Raw genomic sequence first — 24,588 nt, forward strand, 5'->3', positions numbered from 1 at the left:
GGATGCAGAGAGATGAAAACAGGGATGTGGTTATTGGCGATGTTACTGGCCGGCTGTAGCGCCGGCAGCGGGAACCCTACTGCGGACGGCAGGTTGGAGAACCGGATGGCTTCAGCCCAGCCGACGAAACCGCAGCGTAGCAATTATCCGGAAAGAATGCGCCAGGCCATCACGCAGGAAATGCAGTTGCCCGGTAAATATAAATCCAAAAGCTGTGCGATCAGCATTCATCTGTTACCCGACGGCTCGCTGAAAGATTTTAAAGTGCTGGAGGGCGATGCCGAGCTTTGTGCGGCGGCAAGCCAGGCAGTACAACGCGCCAAACTGCCGAAAATGGCCAATGAGACCGAGTACGCGTTATTCCACAGCGTAGTGCTGGATTTTGTCCCCTGAGGCTGTTGGCTTACCGCATCGGATGCGGTAAGCCATGCACGAGTTACAAAATACCTTTCTGCGCAAAGGTGATGCGAGTGGCCTCATTGAGATCGAGTTCACGTATCCGTTCGGGCCTGAGCCAGGCGACTTCCTGAAACTCTTCATTGAAGGTGATCTGACGATTGGCACTGACACAATCGAAGATCAGATACAGCATGTAGATCTGTTCTGTTGTCCCATCAGGATAAGTCTTGGTACGAACATCATCCCTGAAAGTCCAGGGGGCGATCTGGGTAATCAGCAGTGCTTCCCCCAGTTCTTCCCTGATCTCACGACGAAGGGCTTCCTCAATCGTCTCTCCGGGTTCCATACCTCCACCGGACAGCGCCCACTGGCCGGGGAAAACGCCGCGGTCATCGGCCATTTTGCACAGTAAATACTCGCCATTATTTTCAATAATCGGGCAGACGATGATCCTTTGACGCATGTAACCTCCTGATGTCATAAATTCTTATTAACTAATTAGATAACCGCTGTTATCAAGCCATGATGCTACCAATAATGCTCAGGGTAGTATCCGGTTGAACAGGCTGAGCTATCCGTGATCGGGCTCTCATCAACAGCAATGGCATAACTAGCTGATTTTTAACTTTGCTTTGCCGCTTTCGTTATTTTGAGTGACCCTGCCGCTCGCTGATACTGAGCAAAATCTCTTACAGCGAGTCTGCGCATGTCCTCAGCCAAAAGCCATAGCCACTATTTGCATCCTGCCCAACGTCAATGGATCCGGCAGCTTAACCAGCGTTGGTCCTGGCGGCTGGAACTGCCGACCTGGGGCATTATGGCGGCGGTTTACGGCGGCTGGTTTGGCGTGGTGCAGTACTGGCAGGTACTGGGGCCGTGGCTTGGTACGCCGTTGCTGATCCTGCTGAGCACCTGGTATATGTCGCTGCAGCACGAGCTGATCCACGGCCATCCGACCCGCTGGCCACGGCTGAATCAGTTATTCGGCCTGCTGCCGTTGGCGGTGTGGTATCCCTACGGCCTGTATCGCGATTCGCATCTTCAGCACCACCGTAATGAACATCTGACCGATCCGCATGAAGATCCCGAAAGCTATTACTTCAGCCAGGCGCAATGGCAGCGTTTTCCGCGGTTGTACCCGTTGTTGGCAAAGGTGCGCAATACGCTGAGCGGGCGCATGCTGATTGGCCCGACGCTGGATATTATCGCTACCGGGTTGAATGCGCTGAAAGCGATCGCCGCCGGTGACTTGCGCACTCTGGCGATGTGGCTGGTGCATTTACTGTTGCTGGTGGGAGTAATGAACTGGTTGCAACTGCACGGCATTGGCACGGTGTTTTACCTGCTGGCGATCGGTTATCCGGCGTTGGCGCTGACCAAGGTAAGATCGTTTTTTGAGCACCGCGCCGTTGAAGCTCCGCAGGCACGTTCTATTATTAATGAGGCGGCCTGGCCGTGGCGGCTGCTGTTTCTTAATCTGAACTATCATTTAGTTCACCATGATCTCCCCGGCTTACCGTGGTACGGTTTACGGCAGGTGTATCTGGCCGAGCGTGATGAATATCAACAGCGCAGCCAGGGATTTGTGGTGCAAGGCTATGGCCAGTGGGTGAGTGAATACGCATTTACCCCGGTCGCCGTTGAGGTTCATCCGTTTAATGCTGGCGAGTCGCCAAGGGAAATTGAGGGCGAAAATGAAGTCTGGCCGGCGGAGACATTTATTGTGCGATGGAAGCGCGCTTCGCAGGATTTTCCAATCGATCTGGCCAAATAGCCGGAAAATACACAACAAGAGGAAAAAGTATGGCAATCACCCCATCACGTGGTCGCGCTCTGGCTCTGGCGCTGAGTTTGCTTGCCGCGAGCGTCGGCGTGGCGCAGGCCGCCGACACGGTGCGCGTTGGTTCTAAAATCGATACCGAAGGCTCGTTGCTCGGCAACATTATCGTGCAGGTGCTGGAGTCCAACGGCATCAAAACCACCAATAAATTACAGCTCGGTACCACCAAGGTACTGCGCGGGGCGATCACCTCCGGCGAAATTGATGTCTACCCGGAATACACCGGCAACGGCGCATTTTTCTTCTCTGATGAAAAAGACCCGGCGTGGAAAAACGCCCAGGCCGGTTTTGAAAAGGTGAAGAAGCTGGATTACGACAAGAACAAAATTGTCTGGCTGGATGCGGCTCCGGCCAACAACACCTGGACCATCGCCATCCGTCAGGATGTGGCAGACGCCAATCACCTGAAAACGCTGGCCGATCTGGGCAAGTGGATCAACGGCGGTGGTAAGTTCAAGCTGGCGGCCTCGGCGGAGTTTATCGAACGTCCGGATGCCCTGCCTGCGTTCCAGAACGCTTACGGCTTTAAGCTGAATCAGGACCAGTTGTTGTCGTTGGCCGGCGGTGATACGGCGGTGACCATCAAGGCGGCGGCGGAGCAAACCTCCGGTGTTAACGCGGCGATGGCCTACGGTACCGACGGCCCGGTAGCGGCGCTGGGGTTGATAACGCTGGAAGATCCAAAAAGGGTGCAACCGATTTACGCACCGGCACCGATTATCCGCGAGGCAACGCTGAAACAGCATGCCAATATCGCCGAACTGTTGAAGCCGGTGTTTGCAACACTTGACGGCCCAACGCTGCAAAAACTCAATGCGCAGATTGCGGTAGAAGGCCAGGACGCCAAACAGGTGGCGGCTACCTACCTGAAAGAGAAAGGGTTGGTTAAGGGGTAACACCATTGGCCCCCGCTTGGGGGCCAACATGGAGCTGGAGAGTTTCTTTGATTATTGCCGTAAAAAACCGCGTACTACTGACGCTACTCATTCTGTTGCTGCTGGCCGCTTTTGGCCTGCCGTTTCTCAGCTATGCCCCCAATCGCCTGCTGTCGGGCAAGAGCATTTCCCTGATTTCCCTGTTGCACGGTCCGGCGCTGTGGTTACTGGTGCCGATGGTGGTTCTGGCGGGGCTCAGCCTGCTGGCACCCGGCAGGCGCAATGCCTTGTTAACCGCACTGGCGGCTTCGGCGCTACTGGCTTTGACCTTCTGGTTGAGTGGGCATGCGGCTCAACAGTTGGCGCAGGAAGGCTCTAAACTGGCGCGGACTTCCTGGGGCAGTGGTTGCTGGTTGATCCTGGCGCTGAGCTTGCTGATGGCCGCCGACGCCATGGCCCGCATTACCGCCTCACATTTGTGGCGCATGCTCGGCAACCTGCTGGTGATACTGCCTGCGTTGGCGCTGCTATTTAGCCACCAGTTGGATCAGCTTTCGCTGCTGAAAGAGTACTACAACCGGCAGGACGTCTTCGACGCCGCGCTGTTGCAGCACCTGACCATCCTGCTGGCAACGCTGGGGCCGGCGCTGCTGATTGGCATTCCGCTCGGGGTGCTGTGTTTTCGCTCTACGCGCTGGCAAACGCCGATATTTTCTACCCTGAACATTATCCAGACCGTGCCGTCGATTGCGCTGTTCGGCTTGCTGATCGCGCCATTGGCCGGTCTGGCGGCGGCGCTGCCCTGGCTGGCGGAACACGGCGTCAGCGGTATTGGCATGGCACCGGCAATTGTGGCGCTGGTGCTGTATGCGCTGCTGCCGCTGGTGCGCAGCGTGGTGGCCGGGTTGCAGAGCGTGCCGGCCAGCGTGATCGAATCTGCCAGCGGCATGGGGCTGACGCGTGGGCAGATATTCTTCCGCGTACAGTTGCCGCTGGCATTGCCGTTGTTCCTGACCGGCGTGCGCATTTTGGCGGTACAAACCGTTGGCATGGCGGTGGTGGCGGCGCTGATTGGTGCCGGAGGTTTTGGTGCCATCGTCTTCCAGGGCCTGCTCAGCAGCGCGCTGGATCTGGTACTGCTGGGAGTGATCCCGGTGATCGTGATGGCGGTAATCGTCGATTCGCTGTTTAAATTTATGGTTTCAATGTTGGATGTATCACGCCGATGATTCAGTTTAATCAGGTCAGCAAGATTTTTCAGGGCAAGCCAGCGGTGGACGATCTGACGCTGCGGATTGCCAAGGGTGAATTTGCCGTACTGATCGGCACCTCGGGCTCCGGGAAGTCCACGACGTTAAAAATGATCAACCGACTGATCGAACACGATCAGGGCAAGATTTACTTTGCCGACGAAGAGATCCAGAAATTCAAACCGCAGGATCTGCGCCGTCGTATGGGCTACGCCATTCAGTCGATCGGCCTGTTCCCACACTGGACGGTGGAAGAAAATATAGCCACCGTGCCGCAACTGCTGAAGTGGCCGCGCGCGCGCATTCGCGATCGGGTGACCGAATTGCTGGAGCTGTTGCACCTGGAGCCGGATCTGTTCCGCCACCGCTATCCACACCAGCTTTCTGGCGGGCAGCAGCAGCGGGTTGGGGTGGCGCGTGCGTTGGCCGCTGACCCTGAAGTGCTGCTGATGGACGAGCCTTTTGGCGCACTGGATCCGGTGACCCGCGCGGCGCTGCAAACGGAGATTGCGCGCATCCATCATCTCTCCGGACGCACCATTGTGCTGGTGACGCACGATATCGATGAGGCTCTGGCGCTGGCGGACCGTATCGTGTTGCTCGATCAGGGCCGCATTGTGCAGCAAGGCACGCCGCTGGAGTTATTGACCGCACCGGCTAACGATTTTGTGCGTGATTTCTTTGGCCGTAGCGATCGCGGTATCAAGCTGCTGTCGCTGGAAACGGTGGCACAACGGGTGCGTCCTGGCCATGTGGCAGGGGAGCCTATTGCCGCCGCCATGAGCCTGCGCGAAGCGCTGTCGGTGTTTGTGGCACGCGGTAGCGAATGTTTGCCGGTGATAGGCGAGCAGGGGGAAGCGCTTGGCGTGCTGCATTTCAGCGATCTGATTGTCCAAAAGGCGTTGTCATGAGTGGGTCTCAGGCCCTGCGCTGGCTGCGCGATCCGCTGCCCTGGACCTTTGCCCTGTTGCTGGCACTGGTGTTTGGCATGAATCATTTACACGGCCTGTTTGCCGCCTGGTTCCCCGATCTGGACCGGCCGGTGTATCAGCAGGACAGTTTTATCTCACTGGTATGGGCGCATCTGATGCTGGTGGCCGTCTCCAGCCTGATCGCCGTGGTGATTGGCGTGGCAGCCGGGGTTGGCGTGACGCGCCGCGCGGGTAAAGAGTTCCGCTCGCTGGTGGAAACCCTGGTGGCGGTCGGCCAGACTTTTCCACCGGTGGCGGTACTGGCAGTGGCGGTGCCGGTGATGGGCTTTAGCGAGCAGCCGGCGATCATCGCGCTGGTGCTGTACGGTTTACTGCCGATCTTGCAGGGCACCTTGGCGGGTATTGAGTCAGTGCCTGCGGCGACCCGTGAAGTTGCGCAGGGGGTAGGGATGAGCCCCCAGCAGATCCTGTGGCGTGTTGAATTGCCGCTGGCAGCCCCGGTGATCGTGGCCGGAATCCGTACCTCGGTGATCATTAATATCGGTACGGCGGCAATCGCCTCTACCGTCGGCACCAAAACGCTGGGCTCGCCAATCATTATTGGCCTGAGCGGCTTTAATACCGCCTATGTGATCCAGGGCGCGGTGGTGGTTGCCCTGTTGGCGATCATCACCGATATGCTGTTTGAGCGCTGGGTGCGTCGTCTCACTGCCTGGCGTCAGCAGACGCTGGTGACTTCTTCTTCTGCGGGGTAAGGGAAAAAATGCAGGTATCTTTGCCGATGTACGGCGTGACTCATCAACCGGCCGCAGCCTTCTGGCAGGTGCTGCGTGGCAAATTGCTGCAACTGGGGTTGCCGCAAGCGCCCGAATTGCTTAGTTGGCCGCAGGATCTGGCGCAGCATTGGCAGCGGGATGACTTATTGCTCAGTCAAACCTGTGGCTATCCGTTGGCCGTCAGCCTGCCGCAGGTTCAGTTGATTGGTACCTATCACTACCGCGTTGAGGGTTGTGAAGGGCCGGAATACAGCAGTTGGCTGGTGGTACGCGATGACGAACCCGGCGAACGGCTGGAGGATTTTCGCGGCCGGGTTGCCGCCTATAACAGCACCGACTCGCAGTCAGGCCATAACAGCCTGCGGGCGTTGATAGCCCCCTTGGCTCATGACGGAAAGTTCTTCAGTTCCGCTATTGCCTCTGGGGCACATTATCAGTCGATAAAACTGATCCAAAATCGGCAGGCGGATATCGCCGCCGTTGATTGCGTCAGCCTTGAACTGTTGAAGCGGGCGCAGCCGCAGGCATTGGCGGGACTAAAAATTATTGGGCGAACCGCCACTGTTCCGGGGCTGCCACTGATCACTTCGGCACAAACCCCGCCCGAACAGCTGGAGATCTTGCGCGCCGGGGCCAGGGCGATGCTGGGCGAAGCGGTAAGTGACAGCCTGTTGATCGGTGATTTCAGTCTGGTGCCACGTTCGGCATACCAAAAAATCGCCGAACTGGAACAACAGGCCGCCGCGTTTGGCGTGACGGCGCTGTAATTTTACAGCAGCCCGCCGCCGTCAATATCGATCACGCTGCCGGTGATAAAGCCGTTTTCCATCGCCAGTAGATAGCCCGCTGCCACCTCCGCCGCCAGACCGACACGCCCAACCGGCAACCCAGCGCCGGTTTTGGCAAACATCGCCTGACGCTGCTCGGCGCTCAGGGCGTCGTAGGCTTCGGTGGCCGTGACACCGGGGCTCACCACGTTGACCCGTCGCGGTGCCAACTCTTTCGCCAACTGCTTGCCAATCGCCTCCAATGCCGCATTGATGCCAGTTTTAATCAACTGGCCGCTGAGGTATTTCCGCGATAGCTGACCGGAGGTCAGGGTGATGGAGCCCCGTGGCGACAGGCTGGGCAATGCAGCCTTAATGGCACGCAGTGCGCCCCACAGTTTGACGTCGAAGTTGGCCTGCGCCTCGTCAAAATCGGTTTCTGCCAACAGCCTGGCCTGCACTGCCGGGCCGGCGGTGAACACCAGATGATCGAACTCGCCGATTTCGGCAAACAGCGCGCGCAGTGAGTTTTCATCGGTCACGTCTGCCTGCATCACCCGCAGGTTGCCGCCGCCGTCGGCAGGTTGGTATTGCTGCATGCTGCCGACGCGGCGTGAAGCCAACACCACATTGGCCCCGCGTTCTATCGCGGCATAAGCCACTGCCGCACCAATGCCGCTGTTACCGCCAAGGATCACCAGCTTTTGCCGGTTCAGGGAAGAAGAAGGACTAATCATGATAACGCCTCAATTACTGTGAGTTTCGGTGTTATCTATCATTCCTTATTGAAAATCCGCGAACAATTGGCCTAAATGGCAAACACTTGTTAAATATTTTTAATAATAGGCGTGACGCAGGAAGACCCATGACATCCTTTATCGACCTTGAAGTGTTTGTCCGTACGGTGGAAGGCGGCAGTTTTTCAGCGGCGGCGCGCGCGTTGGATATCACGCCGGCGGCGGCCAGTATTGCGATCAAAAGGCTGGAACAGCGGTTGGGGGTTCGGTTGCTGGTGCGTTCCACCCGCAGCCTGCGCCTGACGGAAGAAGGGCAGCGCTATCTCGACAGTGCCCGGCTGGCATTGGGGGCGCTGGCGGAGGGTGAGCAGGCGATACGTGAGAAACATCAGGGGCTGTCCGGCGTATTGCAGATCTCCGCCCCTTCGGATTTTGGCCGCAATCTGTTGTTGGGCTGGCTCGATGAATTCAAACGGCAACACCCGCATATCCAACTGCAATTACTGATTAACGACCGTCATGCCGATTTGTTTCGCGAACCGGTGGACATTGCTTTGCGCTTCGGGCAACTGGCGGACTCTTCGTTGGTGGCGCTGCCGATCCTGTCGCAGCACCGCCGTTTGATCTGTGCCAGCCCGGCTTATCTGCAGCAGTATGGCGTGCCGCAAACCCCGGCCGATCTGGCTCAGCACAGCATTCTGATTTATCAACCCAGTGGGCGCAGGCAGGCGGAATGGCGTTTTTGGCGAGGCGATGAATTGACGGAGGTGCCGCTGACCGGCCGTTATTTTACCGATGACGGCGAGGTAGCACGACGCTGGGCGTTGGCCGGACACGGGATTGTCCGTAAATCAGCCATTGATGTGGTGGCGGATATCCAGGCCGGACGGCTGCTGGCATTGTTGCCGGAGTGGCATAGCGACACGGTGCCCATCAGCCTGGTTTGTCCGCACCGTTCGCAGGTGTCGGAGCGCGTCAGGCTGTTGCAGCGCTTTTTACAGCAGCGCTGTCAGGACTGGATGGCGCATCACTTGCTCTGAATGCCTTCCGCCGGTGTAGCGCTGGCAGCGGCTTCGCTGGAGGTGGTGGTTTCTTCGCTTGGCGTGGTGGAGCGGGTGTACATATTCAGCCCGGCCAGGAATACGCCGCCGAGTGAACCAAAGGCACACAGAAAGATAACGATAATGAACGATTTTTTCAGCATTGGGATGATTTCGCAGGTTGCCCGGAACAGCGGGAATTATAGTCTCTTCAACGGACGAAACAAGAATCGTTTTTATACCCGTCGTCTTTCAAGCTGCAGCGTTGTTACCTGCACTCACTCACCCCAGTTACTTACTTAAGTAAGCGCCTGGGGATGAGTGAGCTGGGCGCCTAGCTGCAACTCGAAAGCCATAGGGTATAAACACCTGCTATTTCGGTTGCTGCTCCACGTTTTTTACACGGCTGGTCGGGCGCGCAAACAGGAACTTGCCCAGCGTGACCAGCACTACCGCCGCGACGATAATCACCAGCGCTGCCCATTCGCGCGGTGCCAACGACTCGCCGGCAAAGCCGATACCGAGCAGCACCGCCACCACCGGATTGACGTAGGCATAGCTGGTTGCCACCGCCGGGCGCACGTTTTTCAGTAAAAACATATAGGCGCTGATCGCCAGCATCGAACCGAACACAATCAGATAACCGAGCGCGAAGAAGCCTTTGGCGGTGGGCATCTGCGTCAGACGCTCGCCGCTAAGCTGGCTAACGACCAGTAGAACCACACCGGCGACCAGCATTTCCGCTGCCCCAGCCATCAGTCCGGCCGGCAGCGAAATACGCGAGCCCAGCACGGAACCAAAGGCCCAACTGGCAGAAGCCAGCAGGATCAGCAGCGCGCCTGTGGGGTTGCCAACCAGATTATTACCGGTATTCAACAGCACGATCCCCACCAGGCCCAGCCCGATACCCGCCCATTCCAGCTTGGTATTGCGCATGCCCCACAGCAGGCTGAAGCACAGGGTGAATAGCGGCACCGTCGCCACCATTACGGCGGCAATGCCGGAAGGCACGTTCTGATGCTCTGCCACGGTCACCAGGCCATTACCTACTGCCAGCAGCAGAATACCGATGGTTCCGGCAGCCAGCCACTGCTTTGCCGTGGGCAATGCATGGCCGCGCAGCGCCAAAAAGCTGAACAGCACAATGCCGGCGACCAGGAAGCGGATACCGGCCATCATCAGCGGCGGCCAGCTCTCGACGCCCAGACGAATAACGAAGTAGGTCGAACCCCAGACAATATATAACGTGAACAGCGCCCCGATTAACGGCAGGACGTTACGGCTACTTTGGCTCAGCATGGATTTTAATTCTGCAGGGAAGGTTATTATTAGAGGGCTCAGTAAACCCGATCGGACAGAGGATAAGCAACGCTTTTCAGTACTTTTTTAAGCAGGCAACGGGCTGGCGAGCCGGTGATGATCCACCGGATGACGCCAGCCTGCAGGATGCCTTGCGGCGGGGGTCGGTTACAGCAATGAAATACGGTAGGCGCAACGGCGTGCCCCCGCCAGGATATGTTCGGAGCGTTCAACCTGCGCCTGCAACACCTCGGTGAATATGCTCAGTTCTGCCCGACAGAATCCCTGACAAACGGTGGCGGCGGCGCAAATAGGGCAGTGGTTCTCTACCAGCAGAAAAGAGCCATCTTCCTGTACGCGTGATTCGGCCATGTAGCCTTCGCGACAACGGATCGCCGTCAGGCGCTCGACGCGCTCCTGTAAATCGGTGGCGCCGACCATCGCCTGTTTGTAGTTAATGCGCGTTTCCTGCTCGCGGGTGTCGATCAACAATTCGATCGCCTGTTCACCCAGCTTGTCGCGGACGGTGCGCAGCAGCTGTACCGTCAGTTCGGAATGAGTATCCGGAAAACGGGCATTGCCTGCGGCAGTCAGGTGCCACAGCTGTACCGGGCGACCGACGCCACGGGTCTCTGCTACGGCTTCAACCAACCCATCTTTTGCCAGCTTGACGAACTGCTGGCGCGCGGCCTCGCCGGTGGTGCCAAGGACTTTGCCTGCATCAGACGCTTGCTGTGGGCCGCGGGTTTTTAATAGTGTCAGCAAACGGTCACTGACCGATTGTGCGGGACCACCGCTATTTTCCAAGTTTATTCTTGACATATTTCTCCGCCTCACCCTACTCTTATTCCAAGATAATTCTTGTTAAATTTAACGCAGTATCACTATTAACTCAATGCCATTCCTCTGAAAACAGGACGACAACCGTGATAACCAACGATGATAGCCGCTGGGCCGATCTTTTTTCCGGCAAAAATGGTGCCAGTGCGATCGCGCTCTCACTCGGTGTAGCGCTGCATGCAATCAATATTCTGGTCGCTACCACCATTTTGCCCTCGGTGGTGCAGGATATAGGCGGTCTGGATCTGTATGCCTGGAACACCACGCTGTTTGTGGTGGCGTCGATTCTGGGGTCGGCATTATCGGCACGCTTGCTCAGTAGCTATGGGGCTCGCAGTGCCTACGTGGTGGCATCACTGTTCTTTATCGCCGGGGCGATGCTGTGTGCGTTGGCACCGTCGATGCCGGTGATGCTGGTCGGCCGAACCGTGCAGGGCTTCGGCGGCGGGCTGATTTTCGCGCTTTCATACGCCATGATCAATCTGGTGTTTGAGCAAAAGCTATGGCCGCGGGCGATGGCGCTGATTTCGGCGATGTGGGGTATCGCGACCCTGGTGGGGCCGGCGGTGGGCGGCATCTTTGCCGAATTGAACGCCTGGCGCTGGGCCTTTGGCATCCTGCTGCCGGTGATGGTGTTGTACGCCGGGTTTACCTTCCTGATCCTGCCGAAAGGCAAGCCGCAGCAACAGGCGGCACCGCTGCCGGTGGCTCAGCTGTTGTTGCTGGCAACGGCGGTTCTGGTGGTTTCCGCCGGCAGCCTGGCGGACAGCGCGTGGGTTAACTTAGGGGGGATTGCGCTGGCGGTGCTGATGATGGCCTGGCTGATACAGCGTGAAGCGCACTCCCGTGCCCGCCTGCTGCCGAAGGGGGCCTTACGCCGTGGGTCACCTCTGGCCTCGCTGTATATCACCGTCTCTTTGCTGGTGGTGGGTATGACCAGCGAAATCTTTGTGCCTTATTTCCTGCAAACACTGCACGGCCAGTCACCGCTGATTTCCGGCTATATTGCGGCCACCATGGCGGCGGGGTGGACGTTATCGGAGATCCTCAGTTCCGGTTGGCGCAGCGCAGGCATCCGCCGGGCGATCATCAGTGGACCGCTGTTTGTGTTGGTGGGGCTGTTAGCACTGGGCGTGCTGATGCCAATACCATCCGGCGGGCACTGGGCGGGGCTGACGCCGATTGTGATTGCCCTGACGCTGGTGGGGTTCGGTATTGGCTTCGGTTGGCCGCACCTGTTGACGCGGATCCTGCAAGTCTCGCCTGAGGCGGATAAGGATATTGCCGGGGCATCGATCACCACGGTACAACTGTTTGCGACCGCCTTTGGTGCTGCCCTGGCCGGGATGATTGCTAATCTGGCGGGGCTGAACGTACCGGGTGGAGCGGCTGGGGCGGCCTCCGCGGCGCGCTGGTTGTTCCTGTTGTTCGCACTGGCACCGCTGCTGGCGGTGTTCAGCGCCTGGCGCTGTGCGGCGATCGCACCGCCGGTTGTTGAAGGCGAGCAGCGGGTACCAGATCCGTCGGCGTTATCGTCGTAGGAACGAAAGACCTCTCAACGAATTTTACTACCGGTTAAAAATCTGATTGACGAATCCCGTATTTGAGATTATTTCTCTTATATGGGATTTTTTTGCATCAGAGACTAAAACATGGATAACGAATTGGAGAGCGCCGATCTCCGGCTGGCGCAACGGTTGTCTGATTTACGTCAGCAGCAGGGTTGGTCGCTGGAAGAGTTGGCGCAGCAAACCGGCATCAGCCGGGCGACGTTGTCGCGAGTCGAACGCACTGAAACCAGCCCGACCGCCTCACTGCTAAACAAGCTGTGCTCGGCTTATGGGCTGACCATGTCGCGGCTGCTGAGTGAGGTCGAGGACGAGCCGCCGGAGCTGCTGCATCGTGAACAGCAAACGGTGTGGGTTGATCGCACCAGCGGTTTTCATCGTCGTTCGGTCTCACCGCCTGCCGCCTTGTATAAGGCCGAGTTTATTGAATGCACCCTCGAGGCCGGGGCGGAGATTGCCTATGACGCGCCTTCGGTACATGCGCTTGAGCACCATCTGTGGCTGCTGGCAGGCCGGCTCGAACTGACGCTGGAGGCACGAACCTTCCAGCTTGAGCCGGGTGACTGCCTGCGTTATCGGCTGTTCGGCGCTTCAAAATTTCATGCCCCCGGCCCTGAGCCGGCCCACTACACCCTCGTTATCAGCAGGCCTTAATCATGATTGAGATACAGCAACTGAATGCAGAAGCGGCACACAACGCGATCCCTGAACTGGCCGAAATGCTGCAAGCCAGCGTCGCCCAGGGCGCGAGCATTGGTTTTGTTATGCCGTTCAGTCTGGATCAGGCTCAGGCGTTCTGGCGTGGTTTGCTACCGGCGTTTGAGCGTGGGGAACGGTTGCTGTTGGTGGCATACGATGCCGGGCGCGTGGTTGGCACGGTACAGTTGTTGCTGGCGATGCCGGACAACGGCCGCCACCGGGCGGAGGTGGTAAAGCTGATGGTGCACCCGGACGCTCGCCGCCGGGGCATCGCCCGTAGCCTGATGCTACAGGTGCAACAAAAGGCGGCTGAGCTTCAGCGGCATTTACTGGTGCTGGATACCCTGACCGGCGATACGGCGGAAGGCATGTATCGCCAAATGGGCTTTCAACTGGCCGGCAGCATTCCGCAATACGCCCTCGCCAGCAACGGCAGCGCGCTGGATGCCACCAGTTATATGTATAAGTTGCTGTAATTTTCCCCGTCGTCTTTCAAGCTGCAGCGTTGTTGGCTGCACTAGTTCACCCCAGTCACTTACTTGAGTAAGCTCCTGGGGATGAACGAGTTTGCCGCCTAGCTGCAACTCGAAATCCATAGGGTAATAGACTCAGTGAGGGCACTGACTGCAGCATCCATCTAATCCAACTACTGCCCGTTCCAGGCCTTGATAGCTTGCTGGCGTATCTGCAGTTTTTGCTCTGGCGTCAGCTTGTTATAGTCCTTCGCCATACCACTTTCCCAGTCGCCGTACAGCGGGTTCGGCAGCACGATGTATTCGGTGCCGAATTTGCTTTGGTTGTCGGCGACAAACGCCCGGCGCTGTGCGTTATCTTTGTGATAGGTCGCTGCGCCAAAGTCGTTCAGGTTGTCACCGGCGTAGACCACAATGTCGTAACCCGCGTTCTTGATGGCGTCGAAGCGTGGCTGCTTGTTGGAGGTGTCACCGCTAAGCAGCACGGTTTTTTCCGACATGCCGGTAAAGCCCAGTTTCTGCATATTGGCTACCGTGGCGGCGTATTCAGACAGCTTGCGGTTGGAAACGTAGAACATGGTGCCCTGATGGCTATTGACGTAACGGGCAAACTGCACGGCACCCGGCACGGCACCGGCTTGCTCCGCCTGTGACCATTTGGCCCAGGTGGCAGCGGCGAAAGGTTGGCCCTGCTGTGCCTGCCAGCCGGAGTACGGGCTGTTGTCGAGCAGGGTTTCGTCCAGATCAACCACTACCGCTTTCTTCTTGCCCGGGGTGGCCTTGGCCTGATCAAAGGCCAGTTTGGCGCTGTTGAACGCCTGGTGTGACAGCGCCTGATATTCGCCGGACTGCTGGAACCAGTTCAGTGCCAGCACTGACTGATCCGCCAGACGTTGCTGGGCTTGCAGATCGGTTTTTGGCGGCTGTGCACAGCCGGTCAGAGTCAGTAGCGCAATGCCAAACGCCGCGCCAAGGGCCACTGTCTGCCTGTTTTTTCCTGTCATAAAGGGATCGCTCTCTGGTTGTTATTGTGGTGTTTCTAAGTCCATCGTCATCTCAAACTGGCGTAATGGATCCTGTTGCCAGCCGAGCCGGTCGAAGAAGGGGGCGGCCACTTCGGGAACGTAGACGTTGGCCACCAGCGGTAACGGTGAAAACTTTGCCTGCAGCGCGGTCAACATCGCCCGGGCATGGCCCTGGCTGCGGTGCTGCGGTGGCACGTAAATCATGCGCAAAAAACACTTATCCGCACCGACCTGCACCACCGCATAGGCCTGATGCTGGCCAAGGGTAAAGGCGTAGGGTTTACCGGGCAGCTTGAAAAGCGATTCCGCGGCGATCAGCCAGGGCAGGCTGGTGGCACCTTCAGCCGTCAGGCGGTGGGAAACAAACAGCGGATCAATCTCTTGCAGCGGCACAATGTCGGCTGCGGCCTGCTCGCCGGCCTGATGGCCGGTCAGGGTTCCCACGATGCGCAGTCCGGCCTGATGGTACAGTGCAATCGCCGGGTCATTGCCTTCGATCACCTCCAGCGACAGTTGGCGATCGCCGCGTTTACGCGCGTCGGCAACAATTCGTTGCATCAGAGCCTTGCCCAATCCTTTACCGCGCATTTCCGGTCGGATAGACAACGCCGACACCCGGCTGTGTAAGCCGCGGCGGCTAATCAGCGCCAGTGCTACCGGTTGCTGTTGATGGGTGACGATAATGCTGTCATTCAGACTGAGATCTTCGGCACCGAAGCGGCGGGCGAAGGTGTCACCGTCAATAACGAAACGCACGATGTAGTTTTCAAAACAATGGCAGAGGATCTGTGCCAACTCGTCACTGTTGTAGCGCAGGGCGGAGTGGTATTCGAAGGGGGAAGTGTTTGGCATAGGTCATCCAGGTTGATTTGCGCAACATATAGATGTAGACCCGTTTGTTTTGTAAGGCAAGTTTCCTGGTGCGGTGATGAGGGGCAAGGGGAGAGGAAAATAAAAAAACCGGGCGTAGCCGCCCGGCGAAGTCACTCTGAGATCAAGTAGCCGAAGCTAAAGTTTGCAGTGGTGGTTATTCATCACATCAGAACTGGTAGGTCAGGGCGACAGCAATAACGTTGTCGTCTTTCAGACCCAGCTTATTATCGCCGTCGAGTTGGTTGATTTTATAATCGACATAGGTCGACATGTTCTTGTTGAAATAGTAGTAAGCGCCGACATCGATATATTTAACCAGGTCGGCATCGCCGATACCTTCAATATCCTTGCCTTTCTGCTGAACATAACCCAGCGATGGACGCAGACCGAAGTCGAACTGATATTGTGCAACCAATTCCAGACCTTCTGCTTTATTGGCAAAGCCGCTAACGGAGGTGGAATTATTGTTGATGGTCGCGGTGCCGGAAATAGGCGCGATGTTACGGCTTTGCGAATAGGTCGCTGCCAGATAAACGTCGTTGTTGTCGTATTTCAGACCGCCAGCCCAGATATCCGCTTTATCGCCTTTACCGAAGGTGCCTGCTTTTTGGCCGGCAGTACGGTTGGAGGAAGCGTAGGCAGCGCCGACGCTCAGACCGTCGATGATTTCATAGCTGGAAGACAGGCCCCAACCGTCACCGTTCGCCTTGCTGTTGGCGCGACCGTCGTTTTCGTTCTTGCCCTGGTACTGTACCGCGAACTTCAGACCTTCAACCAGGCCGAAGAAGTCATTGTTACGGTAGGTCGCCACGCCGTTGGTACGGCCATTCATAAAGTTGTCGGTCTTGACGTAAGCATCATCACCGAACTCTGGCAGCATATCCGTCCAGGCGCCGACGTCATAAATAATGCCGTAGTTGCGGCCGTAGTCGAAGGAACCGATATCTTTATATTTCAGACCGGCGAAGCCCAGACGAGTCTTGGTATCTTTCGCGCTGTCGGATTCAGAATGGTTAGCTGAAATCTGATATTCCCACTGGCCATAACCAGTCAGCATATCGTTAATTTGAGTAGCGCCTTTAAAACCGATACGCACATAGGTTTTGTCGCCATCATTACCGGCATCGTCAGAGAAATAGTGCAGTGCTTTTACGCGGCCGTAAAAATCAAGTTTGTTGCCGTCTTTATTGTAGATTTCTGCTGCCTGTGCTGTCTGCGCAATTAAAAGTGCCGGAATAATAACGGCCAGAAGATTACGTTTCATGATTTACCCTGCTTTATTCGATTGAAAGACGCTTATCATCAGTTGTACTGCTGTTTCACTGTGCCGCCCGTTTGTTTGCAGCGCAGGTTTTTTACCGTAGTTATGTGATCTATTTATGACAAAATATTCATTTCCATGTCGAACGATTAAAAAAGTTGCGGAAAGAGTGAATTTCTTCTCTGGATGACTGTCGGCTGTCATCGATACACCTCCGGGTATTGTGAGAAATCATGCGTGAGATTTATACATTGCGTCGCCTCGCGCGCCGTCCTCTGGAGCTAACCATCCTGTTTTTATGAATCTTTAGTGTTAAAAATCCCGATTTTCGCCTGCTGTGTTTGCGGGTAGCGTGGGGCTATCGGCAAATCGACAGGAGAAAATGATGCAACCTTCCCAACAGGCCGGCCAGCAGGCGTTCGGCGACATAGCCCCCAAACTGGCACAGCTCAGTGACAGCGTATTATTCGACGACGTCTGGCAGCGGCCGATACTCACCCCGCGTGAGCGCAGCCTGATCACCGTGGCGGCGCTGGTGGCGCTTAACCGCGTGGAGCAATTGCCGTTTCATCTGCAACTGGCCCAGCGCAATGGCGTGAACGTCGGACAGCTTGCCGAGGTGATCACTCATCTGGCGTTCTATGCCGGCTGGCCTGCGGCAGCCTCTGCCGTAACGCGTTTGCGCGAACTGAAACAGGAGTAGCCTCATGCCATTCAGCCGCATTGCTTTGCATCAGGGGAAATCTGCGCAATACCTGAAAACCCTGTCAGACAGCCTGCATCAGGCGCTGGTAGAAACCTTCAGCGTACCGCCGGCCGATAAATTCCAGGCCATCGATCAATATCGCCCGGGAGAGCTGATTTACGATCGTGACTATCTGGGCGGCCCGCGTTCGGCGGATTTTGTGCTGTTTTACATTACCGCTGGCCGTCCGCGCGATACCCTGACCAAACAGCGTTTTTATCAGCGGTTGGCGGAGCTGCTGGCGGAAAATCTGCAGTTACGACCGCAAGATGTGATGGTGGTGATCACCACCACTCAGTTGGACGAGTGGTCGTTCAGTGCGGGTCGCGCCTCAATGATCGAAGGCCAGGCTGACGCGGCCGACGGTCTGTGGGACAATAGCGCCATCATTTCGTAACGATATAGAGTTGAATGGCGCTCTCCCCCGCAGTTAAAGATCAGATTGGCCAGTGGTACAAAGCCCTGCAGCAGCAAATACCGGATTTTATTTCCCGTGCACCGCAACGGCAGATGATCGCCGAAGTGGCGAAAACGCTGGCCGGTGATTATCCGCGCCATCTGGCGATCGAGGCACCGACCGGCGTAGGCAAAACCTTGTCATACCTGATCCCGGGGATCGCCGTTGGCCGCGCCGAGAGCAAACCTTTGGTGGTCAGCACCGCTAACGTGGCGCTGCAGGATCAGATCTACAGCAAGGATTTGCCGCTGCTGAAGAAGATCATTCCCGATCTGAAATTTACCGGTGCCTTTGGTCGCGGGCGTTATGTTTGCCCGCGTAACCTGGCGGCGCTGAGCACTGACGTCAGCGAGCAGGGTGACCTGATGCTGTTTCTGGGCGACGAACTGGCCCCTTCCAACGGGGAAGAACAGGCGCTGTGCCAAAAGCTGAGTAAAGCGCTCAGCCGCCATGAGTGGGACGGGCTGCGCGACCATTATCAGCTGTCGATTGATGATCCTCTGTGGATCAAACTGAGCACCGATAAAGCCAACTGCCTGGGCCGTAACTGCCATTACATCCGTGAATGCCCGTTTTATATCGCCCGCAAAGAGATTGAGACCGCCGACGTGGTGGTGGCTAACCATGCGCTGGTGATGGCGGCGCTGGAAACCGAATCGGTGCTGCCCAACCCGAAAGAGCTACTGCTGGTGCTGGACGAAGGCCATCATTTGCCGGAAGTGGCGCGTGACGCACTGGAGATTGAGGGCGAAATCACCGCATTGTCGACTAACCTGCAGTTGGACATGATCGTGCGTCACGTTGAGCAGTGCATGACGCAATACCGACCTAAAAGCCCACCGGGGTTGGCGAACGACGAACGTTTGAAAAACCATTGTGAAGAACTGCGCGAACTGATCCAGATTTTTGAGCATCAGGTCAGCGCTTATCTGCCGACGGACACCGTTATCGCCGAACACCGTTTTGAAATGGGCGAACTGCCGGCGGAAATGGTGGAAACCTGCGCGCGCTTGTTCAAACTGACCGACGCTTTGCGCGGGGTGGCAGAGTTTATCGTCAACGATCTCAGCGAACAGACCGGCAAGCACGACATTGTGCGTCTGCACCGTTCCATCATTCAGATGAGCCGTACCCTGGGGTATCTGGAGGCGATGAGCAAACTGTGGCGGCTGGCTGCGTTGGACAAGTCTTCCAATGCGCCGATCTCCAAATGGGTCACGCGCGACTTGCGCGATAATGTGACCCACCTGTACCTGCACTGCGTGGGGATCCGCGTCAGCGATCAATTGGAAAAGCTGCTGTGGCGCAAGGTGCCGCACGTAGTGATCACTTCGGCGACGCTGCGCTCGCTGAACAGCTTTGCGCGTCTGCAAGAAATGAGTGGGCTGAGTGAAAAGGCCGGCGATCGCTTCGAATCCCTGTCTTCGCCGTTCAATCACGTGGAGCAGGGCAAGATTGTCATTCCGAACATGCGCTTTGAGCCGGCGATGGCCAATGAGGCCGAACACCTGGAAGAGATGGCGCGCTTTTTCCGTGCCGAGCAAGCCAGCGGCAAGCACAAGGGCATGCTGATCTTGTTCAGCAGCCACCGGGCGATGCAGACCTTTCTCAGCTACGTCACCGATCTGCGCCTGATGCTGCTGGTACAGGGCGATCAACCGCGCTACCGGTTAGTGGAAGAGCACCGTAAGCGGGTCGAGAAGGGCACCGCCAGCGTGTTGATCGGCCTGCAGTCGTTCGCCGAAGGGCTGGATCTGAAAGGTGAGCTGCTGACCCAGGTACATATCCACAAAATTGCCTTCCCGCCGATCGACAGCCCGGTGATCCTGACCGAGGGTGAATGGCTGAAGTCGCTGAAGCGCTATCCGTTTGAGGTACAGAGCCTGCCAAGCGCTTCGTTCAACCTGATCCAGCAAGTGGGCCGACTGATCCGCAGTAATGAATGCCACGGCGAGATCGTGATTTACGATCGCCGCCTGTTGACCAAAAGCTATGGTTCGCGCTTGCTGGCGGCGTTGCCGGTGTTTCCTATCGAACAGCGCGAAGTCCCTGAAGCAGACAAGGCGCACCTGGCCGCGGTCAAATCTGCCGCTGCGGCAGAGAAAAAAGACAAAAAGCGCAAGGATCCGTTCGCCCGTCGGCGTACGCGTTAATCAAAGCAGCGGCGGCAGGCGGCGCTTCACCGGCGTGGTTTTGACGATAGACGTGTTGCTTTGCGCGCACTCGGCCAGACGATCAAGGGTCTGGTCGAGTTGCTCCATCGAGTGCGCCACCAGACGCACGATAAAGCAGTCCTCGCCGGTCACCTTGTCACATTCAATTACCTCTGGGGTCGCCTGGATCATCTGTTCAACCTTCTTCAGCATGCCCGGCAGCGGTTTGATGCGCACCAGCGACTGAAAAGCGTAGCCCAACGCCTGCAAATCGACGTTCAGGGTGTAGCCCCGGATCACACCACTTTCTTCCAGCCGCCGCAGCCGTTCCGAAGTGCTGGGTGACGACAGTCCGGCGCTGGCGCTGAGGGTTTTCAGCGACACCCGTGCATCCTCGGCCAGCAGGGTCAGGATCTGGCGATCGATATCATCCATACAACCTCCATTAGGTTATTTATGTTTTATGCCTTCGATAAAAAGGCAGTTAAGCATAATGGCCTTTTTTATGCCATGGAAACCAGCGCGGGAAAGCCGCAAGATAAGCGTATTGGGCTACCCTGAGGAAACAACCATGAATGCAGAGATAAAACGCGGCTCGCTGGAGATGATCGCCGCGATGCTGATTTCCGGCACCATTGGCTGGTTTGTGCTGATGTCCGGCCAGCCGGTGATTAACGTGGTGTTCTGGCGCTGTGCGATAGGCGCGTTGGTGCTGCTGGCAATCTGCGCGGCGCTGGGCCAACTGCGACGTGATATTTTGACGCGCACTACGCTGCTGGTGGCGATTGCCGGTGGCGTCGCGCTGGTGATCAACTGGCTGCTGCTATTTGCCGCTTATTCTTATGCGTCGATCTCCATCGCTACCGCGGTGTACAACACCCAGCCGTTTATGCTGGTGGCGCTGGGTGCGTTGTTTCTCGGTGAGAAACTGACTGCCCGCAAACTGCTGTGGTTGGTGCTGGCATTTGTCGGCATGATGCTGGTGGTATTGGCGCAGCCGAAACAGGCGGGCGGACAGAATAACTACCTGATGGGTATTCTGCTGGCGTTGGGGGCGGCGTTTTTCTATGCCCTGATGGCGCTGGCCGCCAAACGACTGAAAGGGACGCCGCCGCACCTGATTGCGCTGATCCAGGTCACGGTCGGCGTGGTGATGCTGCTACCGCTGGTGGATTTCCATGCCTCGGCCAGTGCCGGACAGTGGGGCATGTTGGTGACGGTCGGGGTATTACACACCGGGATCATGTACGTATTGCTGTATGGCGCGATCCAAAAGTTGCCGACCAACCTGATCGGCTCACTGTCCTTTATTTATCCGATTGCCGCCATGCTGGTGGATCGGCTGGCATTTGGTCATCGGTTGGTGGCGCTGCAGTTTGCCGGCGCGGCTATCATCCTGCTGGCGGCCGCGGGCATGAACCTGCTGGGTGAGCGCCGGGTTCGGCTAACGGCTGCGCCAGGCGGCAAGCAGGCTCCAGAACAGTGACAGAGCTGACAAACGGCGGCGGTAGATCTATGATAAAACCTGTTTTCCGCCACGCGGTACCAGGTGATTTATGGTTGATGCTTCCACACTTTTGCTGTTTTCCGGCGCCTGTCTGGCGCTGACGGTGACTCCCGGCCCGGATATGTTGCTGATCGCTTCACGCAGCGTCAGTCAGGGCCGACGCGCGGGTTTCGCGTCACTGGCGGGGATCCAGCTTGGCACCTATTGCCACGCCCTGGCGGCGGCGTTAGGCCTGTCGCAACTGTTCGTCGCGGTGCCGCTGGCCTATGACGCGGTGCGCATGTTGGGGGCAGCCTATTTGCTGTATCTGGCCTGGAAAACGCTGCGAACCGGCAGCAGTTTGCAGGCTTCTGCCGGATTAGCGGCAGTACCGGCCATGCGGATTTTTCGACAGGGGTTGTTCACCAACATCCTCAATCCCAAAATGGCGCTGTTCGTTCTGGCATTGTTCCCGCAGTTTATCGATCCGCAGGCCGGTTCGTTGGTGGTGCAGATGCTGTTACTGGCGACGGTGCTGAATCTGGTGGGGCTGCTGATTAACGGCGGGTTGATCATGGCGGTCAGCAGCATGAAAAGCCGTTTCGTCGGTCGCCGCTTCAGCGCGCGCTGGCCGAACTACCTGCTGAGTGGCGTATTCGCCGGGCTGGCCTGCAAGCTGATTTTTGACAGCCGTAAATAGCCTTACGCCTGCAGTAATGCCTCAAACGCCGCGCTGGCCGGGCATTGCGCCAGCGCGCTGTACATCACCAGTCGCAAATGATTTTCCTCATCGACAATGAACGACGCATGTTCGAACGTCACCTGGCCGGCACCCGGCACCGTGAAAGTACGCTGCCCCTGGCAGAGGCCGTGAATATCATGCTGCTGCCACAGCTGGCGGAACTGCGGTGATACCTGTTCCAGCGTCTGAACCCGTTGCTGCATGGTGGCGTCTTCCGGTGCGCGGGCATAGTCGCGGCGAAAGCTGGCCAGGATTTGCGGCGCTTGCGCCTGCCACTCCATCAGCCGCTGGTTGAGCTGTGGATCGGCGAACAGCATCCACAGCATGTTGCGTTGTTGCGCCGGGCGATCGCCGATGGCAAACAGCCGATCCGCCGCCGGGTTCCAGGCGATGATGTCCCAGCTCAGGTTCATGACGTAAGCCGGGCGCAGTTTCAGGTCGTCCAGCAGGCGGCGTACCAGCGGCGATACCTGACACCATTGATGGCCTACCGGCACCGGCGGCCGCTGATGCGCCAGCAAAAACAGATGGTAGCGCCCGGTGGCATCCAGCTTCAGCACCCGCGCCAGATTTTCCAGAAAATCCACCGAGGCGTTGATCTCCCGCCCCTGTTCCAGCCAGGTGTACCAGGTAAGACCCACCCCCGCCAGTGCGGCCACCTCTTCACGCCGCAGCCCCGGCGTCCGGCGTCGGGTACCACTCGGCAAGCCGACGGCCTGCGGCGATAATTTCTCCCGCTTTTGACGCAGAAAATCCGCCAGATCCTGACGGGTTCGATTGAGGGTGCGCGGTGGCATAGTGGCTGTCCTGTTGCTGTTAGTAATAGTATAACTGGCTATATAGTAACAGTTTAGGGCATGTTCCATACTGCCGCCATCTCAATCTTTGGAGGCATTTATGGAACAGTCATTAGCGGAGGACGATCGTCGTCTGCCTGGATTACCGGTGTTGTTGCTGGGCGGTTTTGTGACGGTGTTTGACCTGTTTGTGGTGAACGTGGCAGCCCCGGTGATCCAGCAGCAGTTCGCCGCCGACTTTGCCGGCATCGGGCTGATTATTGCCGGTTATGAGTTGGCATTCGGTGTGTTACTGATTGCCGGTGGGCGGCTGGGCGATCGCTTTGGTCGCCGTCGCATGTTTAGCCTTGGCATGTTGGGCTTTACGCTGACGTCGGCGCTGTGCGGTATGGCGACCTCTCTCAGCATGCTGATCGTGGCGCGTTTTCTGCAAGGGGCAACGGCGGCGTTGTTGTTCCCGCAGATCTATGCGCTGTTGCGCGTGCTTTACAGTGAGCACCAGCGGCGGCGCGCTTTTGCCTGGCTGGGCATGACGCTGGGGCTGGCGGCCATTGTCGGTCAGATCTTCGGTGGCTTTATTATTGAAGCCGATATTTTCGGCAGCGGCTGGCGGATGATTTTCCTGATCAATCTGCCGGTGGGTGCGCTGGCGATGCTGGCGGCGCGGCGCATTCCCGAGTCACGCCTTGAACAGGCACAGCGGCTGGACGGCGTTGGCCTGCTGTTGGCGGCCAGCGGGTTGCTGCTGTTACTGGTTCCGTTGCTGGAAGGGCCGTCACGCGGCTGGCCCTGGTGGGTATTGCCTGCGCTGGCGCTGAGCGTGGCGGTGCTGTGGGGCTTTATTCGCTGGGAACGCCGACTGGCGCTGGGTGCCGGGGACGCAGTGCTCGATCCGGCGTTGCTGCGGCAGGGGAGTTTCGCCCCAGGCGTGGCGGTGGTGCTGGCGATTTACTCGACCGCTTCTTCGTTCTTCCTGTGTTTTGCCCTGCTGCTACAGGCAGGCCTTGGCCTGACGCCGTTTCAGGCCGGCAGCCTGTTTGCCCCCGCCAGCGTGGCTTTCATGCTGGCTTCATTTTTGGCACCGCTGTTGGCGCAGCGTTGGGGCAATGGCGTGTTGGCACTTGGCGTGGTGATTTACGCCGCGGGGATGGCGCTACTGGTAGCACAGGTATTGTGGGGCGCAGCGCTGGTGCAGCCACTGTGGTTGTTGCCGGGGCTGGTGATCCTCGGCTTTGGCCAGGCACTGAGCATGACGCCGTTGCTTAATCTGGTGCTCGGACTGGCAAAACAGCAGCAGGCGGGGATGGCCGCCGGGGTGATTTCCACCGTGCAGCAGGTCGGCGGCGCATTGGGGATTGCCGCCAGCGGTGCATTTTTTGTCCCCTTGCTGGCAGGCGGCGCGGGCGCAGAACGCTATGGGCAGGCGTTTGCCGGGGCAATGGTTTACAACCTGCTGGCGATGGTTGTCGCCTTTGTGCTGCTGAGGTGGATCATTCAACAACAGCGCAAAGTGGCTCTTCAGTAAACCGCGGGTGAGTGTTATTGCTATTTCAT

General features: G+C 57.7%; 28 protein-coding genes. 17 read left to right on the plus strand and 11 right to left on the minus strand.

Features of this window, described 5'->3' with window-relative positions; genetic code table 11:
• Nucleotides 1-12 precede the first annotated feature (12 nt).
• Nucleotides 13-393, plus strand: coding sequence for a cell envelope integrity TolA C-terminal domain-containing protein (locus QOT07_RS07305; protein ID WP_283602814.1), 381 nt, complete (start codon nt 13-15; stop codon nt 391-393).
• Between the two features lie 43 nt (nt 394-436).
• On the opposite strand, the gene nudI is transcribed toward QOT07_RS07305, so the two are convergent.
• The gene (nudI, locus tag QOT07_RS07310; RefSeq protein ID WP_219015701.1) at nt 437-862 is read right to left on the minus strand and encodes a nucleoside triphosphatase NudI; all 426 of its coding nucleotides are present in this window, start codon (nt 860-862) and stop codon (nt 437-439) included.
• Nucleotides 863-1,105: 243 nt separating this feature from the next.
• Here nudI and QOT07_RS07315 point away from each other — a divergent pair, with 243 nt between their 5' ends.
• Genes QOT07_RS07315 through QOT07_RS07340 form a run of 6 tightly spaced genes read left to right on the plus strand, consistent with a single transcriptional unit; the run spans nt 1,106 to nt 6,839 of the window.
• Entirely contained in the window at nt 1,106-2,173 is a 1,068-nt protein-coding gene (locus tag QOT07_RS07315; protein ID WP_283602815.1) for a fatty acid desaturase, read from the plus strand.
• A gap of 29 nt (nt 2,174-2,202) precedes the next feature.
• Nucleotides 2,203-3,135, plus strand: a complete 933-nt coding sequence (gene osmF, locus QOT07_RS07320) for a glycine betaine ABC transporter substrate-binding protein OsmF (protein WP_283602816.1) — start codon at nt 2,203-2,205, stop codon at nt 3,133-3,135.
• A 47-nt stretch (nt 3,136-3,182) separates the two neighbouring features.
• A complete protein-coding gene (locus tag QOT07_RS07325; RefSeq protein ID WP_283602817.1) occupies nt 3,183-4,343 on the plus strand; it encodes an ABC transporter permease in 1,161 nt (386 codons plus the stop codon).
• Complete coding sequence (locus tag QOT07_RS07330; RefSeq protein WP_085115828.1) at nt 4,340-5,275, plus strand: ABC transporter ATP-binding protein; 936 nt, start codon at nt 4,340-4,342, stop codon at nt 5,273-5,275. Before QOT07_RS07325 ends, QOT07_RS07330 begins: the two co-directional genes overlap by 4 nt.
• Complete coding sequence (locus tag QOT07_RS07335; protein WP_283602818.1) at nt 5,272-6,051, plus strand: ABC transporter permease; 780 nt, start codon at nt 5,272-5,274, stop codon at nt 6,049-6,051. The genes QOT07_RS07330 and QOT07_RS07335 overlap by 4 nt, the downstream gene beginning before the upstream one ends.
• 8 nt (nt 6,052-6,059) lie before the next feature.
• Nucleotides 6,060-6,839: a phosphate/phosphite/phosphonate ABC transporter substrate-binding protein gene (locus QOT07_RS07340; protein WP_283602819.1), complete on the plus strand. Its 780-nt coding sequence runs from the start codon at nt 6,060-6,062 to the stop codon at nt 6,837-6,839.
• A gap of 2 nt (nt 6,840-6,841) precedes the next feature.
• On the opposite strand, the gene QOT07_RS07345 is transcribed toward QOT07_RS07340, so the two are convergent.
• The gene (locus QOT07_RS07345) at nt 6,842-7,576 is read right to left on the minus strand and encodes an SDR family oxidoreductase (protein WP_099064021.1); all 735 of its coding nucleotides are present in this window, start codon (nt 7,574-7,576) and stop codon (nt 6,842-6,844) included.
• A 128-nt stretch (nt 7,577-7,704) separates the two neighbouring features.
• Between QOT07_RS07345 and QOT07_RS07350 the strand changes: the two genes are divergently transcribed.
• A complete protein-coding gene (locus tag QOT07_RS07350; protein WP_283602820.1) occupies nt 7,705-8,616 on the plus strand; it encodes a LysR family transcriptional regulator in 912 nt (303 codons plus the stop codon).
• On the opposite strand, the gene QOT07_RS07355 is transcribed toward QOT07_RS07350, so the two are convergent.
• The 3 genes from QOT07_RS07355 to QOT07_RS07365 all read right to left on the minus strand — a co-directional run bounded on the left by QOT07_RS07355 (nt 8,604) and on the right by QOT07_RS07365 (nt 10,737).
• Complete coding sequence (locus QOT07_RS07355) at nt 8,604-8,780, minus strand: hypothetical protein (RefSeq protein WP_170924999.1); 177 nt, start codon at nt 8,778-8,780, stop codon at nt 8,604-8,606. The genes QOT07_RS07350 and QOT07_RS07355 overlap by 13 nt on opposite strands.
• Before the next feature lie 208 nt (nt 8,781-8,988).
• A complete protein-coding gene (gene yedA / locus QOT07_RS07360) occupies nt 8,989-9,915 on the minus strand; it encodes a drug/metabolite exporter YedA (RefSeq protein ID WP_283602821.1) in 927 nt (308 codons plus the stop codon).
• A 168-nt stretch (nt 9,916-10,083) separates the two neighbouring features.
• On the minus strand, nt 10,084-10,737 hold the full coding sequence (locus QOT07_RS07365; RefSeq protein WP_112348186.1) for a helix-turn-helix transcriptional regulator: 654 nt from the start codon (nt 10,735-10,737) through the stop codon (nt 10,084-10,086).
• Nucleotides 10,738-10,841: 104 nt separating this feature from the next.
• On the opposite strand from QOT07_RS07365, the gene QOT07_RS07370 reads away from it, so the two are divergent.
• The 3 genes from QOT07_RS07370 (at nt 10,842) to QOT07_RS07380 (ending at nt 13,498) form a co-directional block, all read left to right on the plus strand.
• Nucleotides 10,842-12,296 carry an MFS transporter gene (locus QOT07_RS07370; RefSeq protein WP_283602822.1) on the plus strand — a complete coding sequence of 485 codons (1,455 nt, stop codon included), beginning with the start codon at nt 10,842-10,844 and terminating at the stop codon, nt 12,294-12,296.
• Nucleotides 12,297-12,407: 111 nt separating this feature from the next.
• On the plus strand, nt 12,408-12,977 hold the full coding sequence (locus tag QOT07_RS07375) for a helix-turn-helix domain-containing protein (RefSeq protein ID WP_099064026.1): 570 nt from the start codon (nt 12,408-12,410) through the stop codon (nt 12,975-12,977).
• 2 nt (nt 12,978-12,979) lie between these two features.
• Nucleotides 12,980-13,498, plus strand: a complete 519-nt coding sequence (locus tag QOT07_RS07380; protein WP_099064027.1) for a GNAT family N-acetyltransferase — start codon at nt 12,980-12,982, stop codon at nt 13,496-13,498.
• A gap of 170 nt (nt 13,499-13,668) precedes the next feature.
• On the opposite strand, the gene QOT07_RS07385 is transcribed toward QOT07_RS07380, so the two are convergent.
• The 4 genes from QOT07_RS07385 to QOT07_RS07400 form a co-directional block, all read right to left on the minus strand.
• Nucleotides 13,669-14,499 carry a 5'-nucleotidase, lipoprotein e(P4) family gene (locus QOT07_RS07385; protein ID WP_099064028.1) on the minus strand — a complete coding sequence of 277 codons (831 nt, stop codon included), beginning with the start codon at nt 14,497-14,499 and terminating at the stop codon, nt 13,669-13,671.
• A 21-nt stretch (nt 14,500-14,520) separates the two neighbouring features.
• Nucleotides 14,521-15,372: a GNAT family N-acetyltransferase gene (locus QOT07_RS07390; protein ID WP_261415632.1), complete on the minus strand. Its 852-nt coding sequence runs from the start codon at nt 15,370-15,372 to the stop codon at nt 14,521-14,523.
• Between the two features lie 187 nt (nt 15,373-15,559).
• On the minus strand, nt 15,560-16,657 hold the full coding sequence (gene ompC, locus QOT07_RS07395; protein ID WP_099064030.1) for a porin OmpC: 1,098 nt from the start codon (nt 16,655-16,657) through the stop codon (nt 15,560-15,562).
• Nucleotides 16,658-16,660: 3 nt separating this feature from the next.
• Entirely contained in the window at nt 16,661-16,858 is a 198-nt protein-coding gene (locus QOT07_RS07400; RefSeq protein ID WP_157765454.1) for a hypothetical protein, read from the minus strand.
• 181 nt (nt 16,859-17,039) lie between these two features.
• Between QOT07_RS07400 and QOT07_RS07405 the strand changes: the two genes are divergently transcribed.
• The 3 genes from QOT07_RS07405 to dinG are packed head-to-tail and all read left to right on the plus strand — an operon-like array spanning nt 17,040 to nt 20,009.
• Complete coding sequence (locus tag QOT07_RS07405; RefSeq protein WP_261415987.1) at nt 17,040-17,357, plus strand: carboxymuconolactone decarboxylase family protein; 318 nt, start codon at nt 17,040-17,042, stop codon at nt 17,355-17,357.
• Nucleotides 17,358-17,361: 4 nt separating this feature from the next.
• Complete coding sequence (locus QOT07_RS07410; RefSeq protein ID WP_099064032.1) at nt 17,362-17,796, plus strand: tautomerase family protein; 435 nt, start codon at nt 17,362-17,364, stop codon at nt 17,794-17,796.
• 14 nt (nt 17,797-17,810) lie between these two features.
• Nucleotides 17,811-20,009: an ATP-dependent DNA helicase DinG gene (gene dinG, locus QOT07_RS07415; protein WP_099064033.1), complete on the plus strand. Its 2,199-nt coding sequence runs from the start codon at nt 17,811-17,813 to the stop codon at nt 20,007-20,009.
• Here the strand turns inward: dinG and QOT07_RS07420 are convergent, their stop codons facing one another.
• A complete protein-coding gene (locus QOT07_RS07420; protein WP_099064034.1) occupies nt 20,010-20,444 on the minus strand; it encodes an Lrp/AsnC family transcriptional regulator in 435 nt (144 codons plus the stop codon). It abuts the gene before it with no gap.
• A 136-nt stretch (nt 20,445-20,580) separates the two neighbouring features.
• Here QOT07_RS07420 and QOT07_RS07425 point away from each other — a divergent pair, with 136 nt between their 5' ends.
• Nucleotides 20,581-21,495, plus strand: a complete 915-nt coding sequence (locus QOT07_RS07425) for a DMT family transporter (protein ID WP_219015711.1) — start codon at nt 20,581-20,583, stop codon at nt 21,493-21,495.
• Between the two features lie 70 nt (nt 21,496-21,565).
• Nucleotides 21,566-22,195 (plus strand): LysE family translocator, encoded by a 630-nt coding sequence (locus tag QOT07_RS07430; protein ID WP_085115842.1) that lies wholly within the window; start codon nt 21,566-21,568, stop codon nt 22,193-22,195.
• Between the two features lie 2 nt (nt 22,196-22,197).
• Here the strand turns inward: QOT07_RS07430 and QOT07_RS07435 are convergent, their stop codons facing one another.
• Entirely contained in the window at nt 22,198-23,034 is an 837-nt protein-coding gene (locus tag QOT07_RS07435; RefSeq protein ID WP_099064035.1) for a helix-turn-helix transcriptional regulator, read from the minus strand.
• A 100-nt stretch (nt 23,035-23,134) separates the two neighbouring features.
• Here QOT07_RS07435 and QOT07_RS07440 point away from each other — a divergent pair, with 100 nt between their 5' ends.
• Nucleotides 23,135-24,559: an MFS transporter gene (locus QOT07_RS07440; protein WP_283602825.1), complete on the plus strand. Its 1,425-nt coding sequence runs from the start codon at nt 23,135-23,137 to the stop codon at nt 24,557-24,559.
• The last annotated feature ends 29 nt before the right edge of the window (nt 24,560-24,588 follow it).

This window comes from Serratia proteamaculans (genome assembly GCF_949794035.1).
Lineage (GTDB): Bacteria > Pseudomonadota > Gammaproteobacteria > Enterobacterales > Enterobacteriaceae > Serratia > Serratia proteamaculans.

Coding starts and splice junctions, on each gene's coding strand:
- dinG (WP_099064033.1), top strand. CDS start 17,811: ATGGCGCTCTCCCCCGCAGTTAAAGATCAGATTGGCCAGTGGTACAAA.
- ompC (WP_099064030.1), bottom strand. CDS start 16,657: ATGAAACGTAATCTTCTGGCCGTTATTATTCCGGCACTTTTAATTGCG.
- QOT07_RS07350 (WP_283602820.1), top strand. CDS start 7,705: ATGACATCCTTTATCGACCTTGAAGTGTTTGTCCGTACGGTGGAAGGC.
- nudI (WP_219015701.1), bottom strand. CDS start 862: ATGCGTCAAAGGATCATCGTCTGCCCGATTATTGAAAATAATGGCGAG.
- QOT07_RS07375 (WP_099064026.1), top strand. CDS start 12,408: ATGGATAACGAATTGGAGAGCGCCGATCTCCGGCTGGCGCAACGGTTG.
- QOT07_RS07315 (WP_283602815.1), top strand. CDS start 1,106: ATGTCCTCAGCCAAAAGCCATAGCCACTATTTGCATCCTGCCCAACGT.
- QOT07_RS07420 (WP_099064034.1), bottom strand. CDS start 20,444: ATGGATGATATCGATCGCCAGATCCTGACCCTGCTGGCCGAGGATGCA.
- QOT07_RS07390 (WP_261415632.1), bottom strand. CDS start 15,372: ATGCCAAACACTTCCCCCTTCGAATACCACTCCGCCCTGCGCTACAAC.
- QOT07_RS07365 (WP_112348186.1), bottom strand. CDS start 10,737: ATGTCAAGAATAAACTTGGAAAATAGCGGTGGTCCCGCACAATCGGTC.
- QOT07_RS07405 (WP_261415987.1), top strand. CDS start 17,040: ATGCAACCTTCCCAACAGGCCGGCCAGCAGGCGTTCGGCGACATAGCC.
- QOT07_RS07330 (WP_085115828.1), top strand. CDS start 4,340: ATGATTCAGTTTAATCAGGTCAGCAAGATTTTTCAGGGCAAGCCAGCG.
- QOT07_RS07380 (WP_099064027.1), top strand. CDS start 12,980: ATGATTGAGATACAGCAACTGAATGCAGAAGCGGCACACAACGCGATC.
- osmF (WP_283602816.1), top strand. CDS start 2,203: ATGGCAATCACCCCATCACGTGGTCGCGCTCTGGCTCTGGCGCTGAGT.
- QOT07_RS07335 (WP_283602818.1), top strand. CDS start 5,272: ATGAGTGGGTCTCAGGCCCTGCGCTGGCTGCGCGATCCGCTGCCCTGG.
- QOT07_RS07345 (WP_099064021.1), bottom strand. CDS start 7,576: ATGATTAGTCCTTCTTCTTCCCTGAACCGGCAAAAGCTGGTGATCCTT.
- QOT07_RS07435 (WP_099064035.1), bottom strand. CDS start 23,034: ATGCCACCGCGCACCCTCAATCGAACCCGTCAGGATCTGGCGGATTTT.
- QOT07_RS07410 (WP_099064032.1), top strand. CDS start 17,362: ATGCCATTCAGCCGCATTGCTTTGCATCAGGGGAAATCTGCGCAATAC.
- QOT07_RS07385 (WP_099064028.1), bottom strand. CDS start 14,499: ATGACAGGAAAAAACAGGCAGACAGTGGCCCTTGGCGCGGCGTTTGGC.
- yedA (WP_283602821.1), bottom strand. CDS start 9,915: ATGCTGAGCCAAAGTAGCCGTAACGTCCTGCCGTTAATCGGGGCGCTG.
- QOT07_RS07340 (WP_283602819.1), top strand. CDS start 6,060: ATGCAGGTATCTTTGCCGATGTACGGCGTGACTCATCAACCGGCCGCA.
- QOT07_RS07355 (WP_170924999.1), bottom strand. CDS start 8,780: ATGCTGAAAAAATCGTTCATTATCGTTATCTTTCTGTGTGCCTTTGGT.
- QOT07_RS07440 (WP_283602825.1), top strand. CDS start 23,135: ATGGAACAGTCATTAGCGGAGGACGATCGTCGTCTGCCTGGATTACCG.
- QOT07_RS07430 (WP_085115842.1), top strand. CDS start 21,566: ATGGTTGATGCTTCCACACTTTTGCTGTTTTCCGGCGCCTGTCTGGCG.
- QOT07_RS07400 (WP_157765454.1), bottom strand. CDS start 16,858: ATGACAGCCGACAGTCATCCAGAGAAGAAATTCACTCTTTCCGCAACT.
- QOT07_RS07425 (WP_219015711.1), top strand. CDS start 20,581: ATGAATGCAGAGATAAAACGCGGCTCGCTGGAGATGATCGCCGCGATG.
- QOT07_RS07305 (WP_283602814.1), top strand. CDS start 13: ATGAAAACAGGGATGTGGTTATTGGCGATGTTACTGGCCGGCTGTAGC.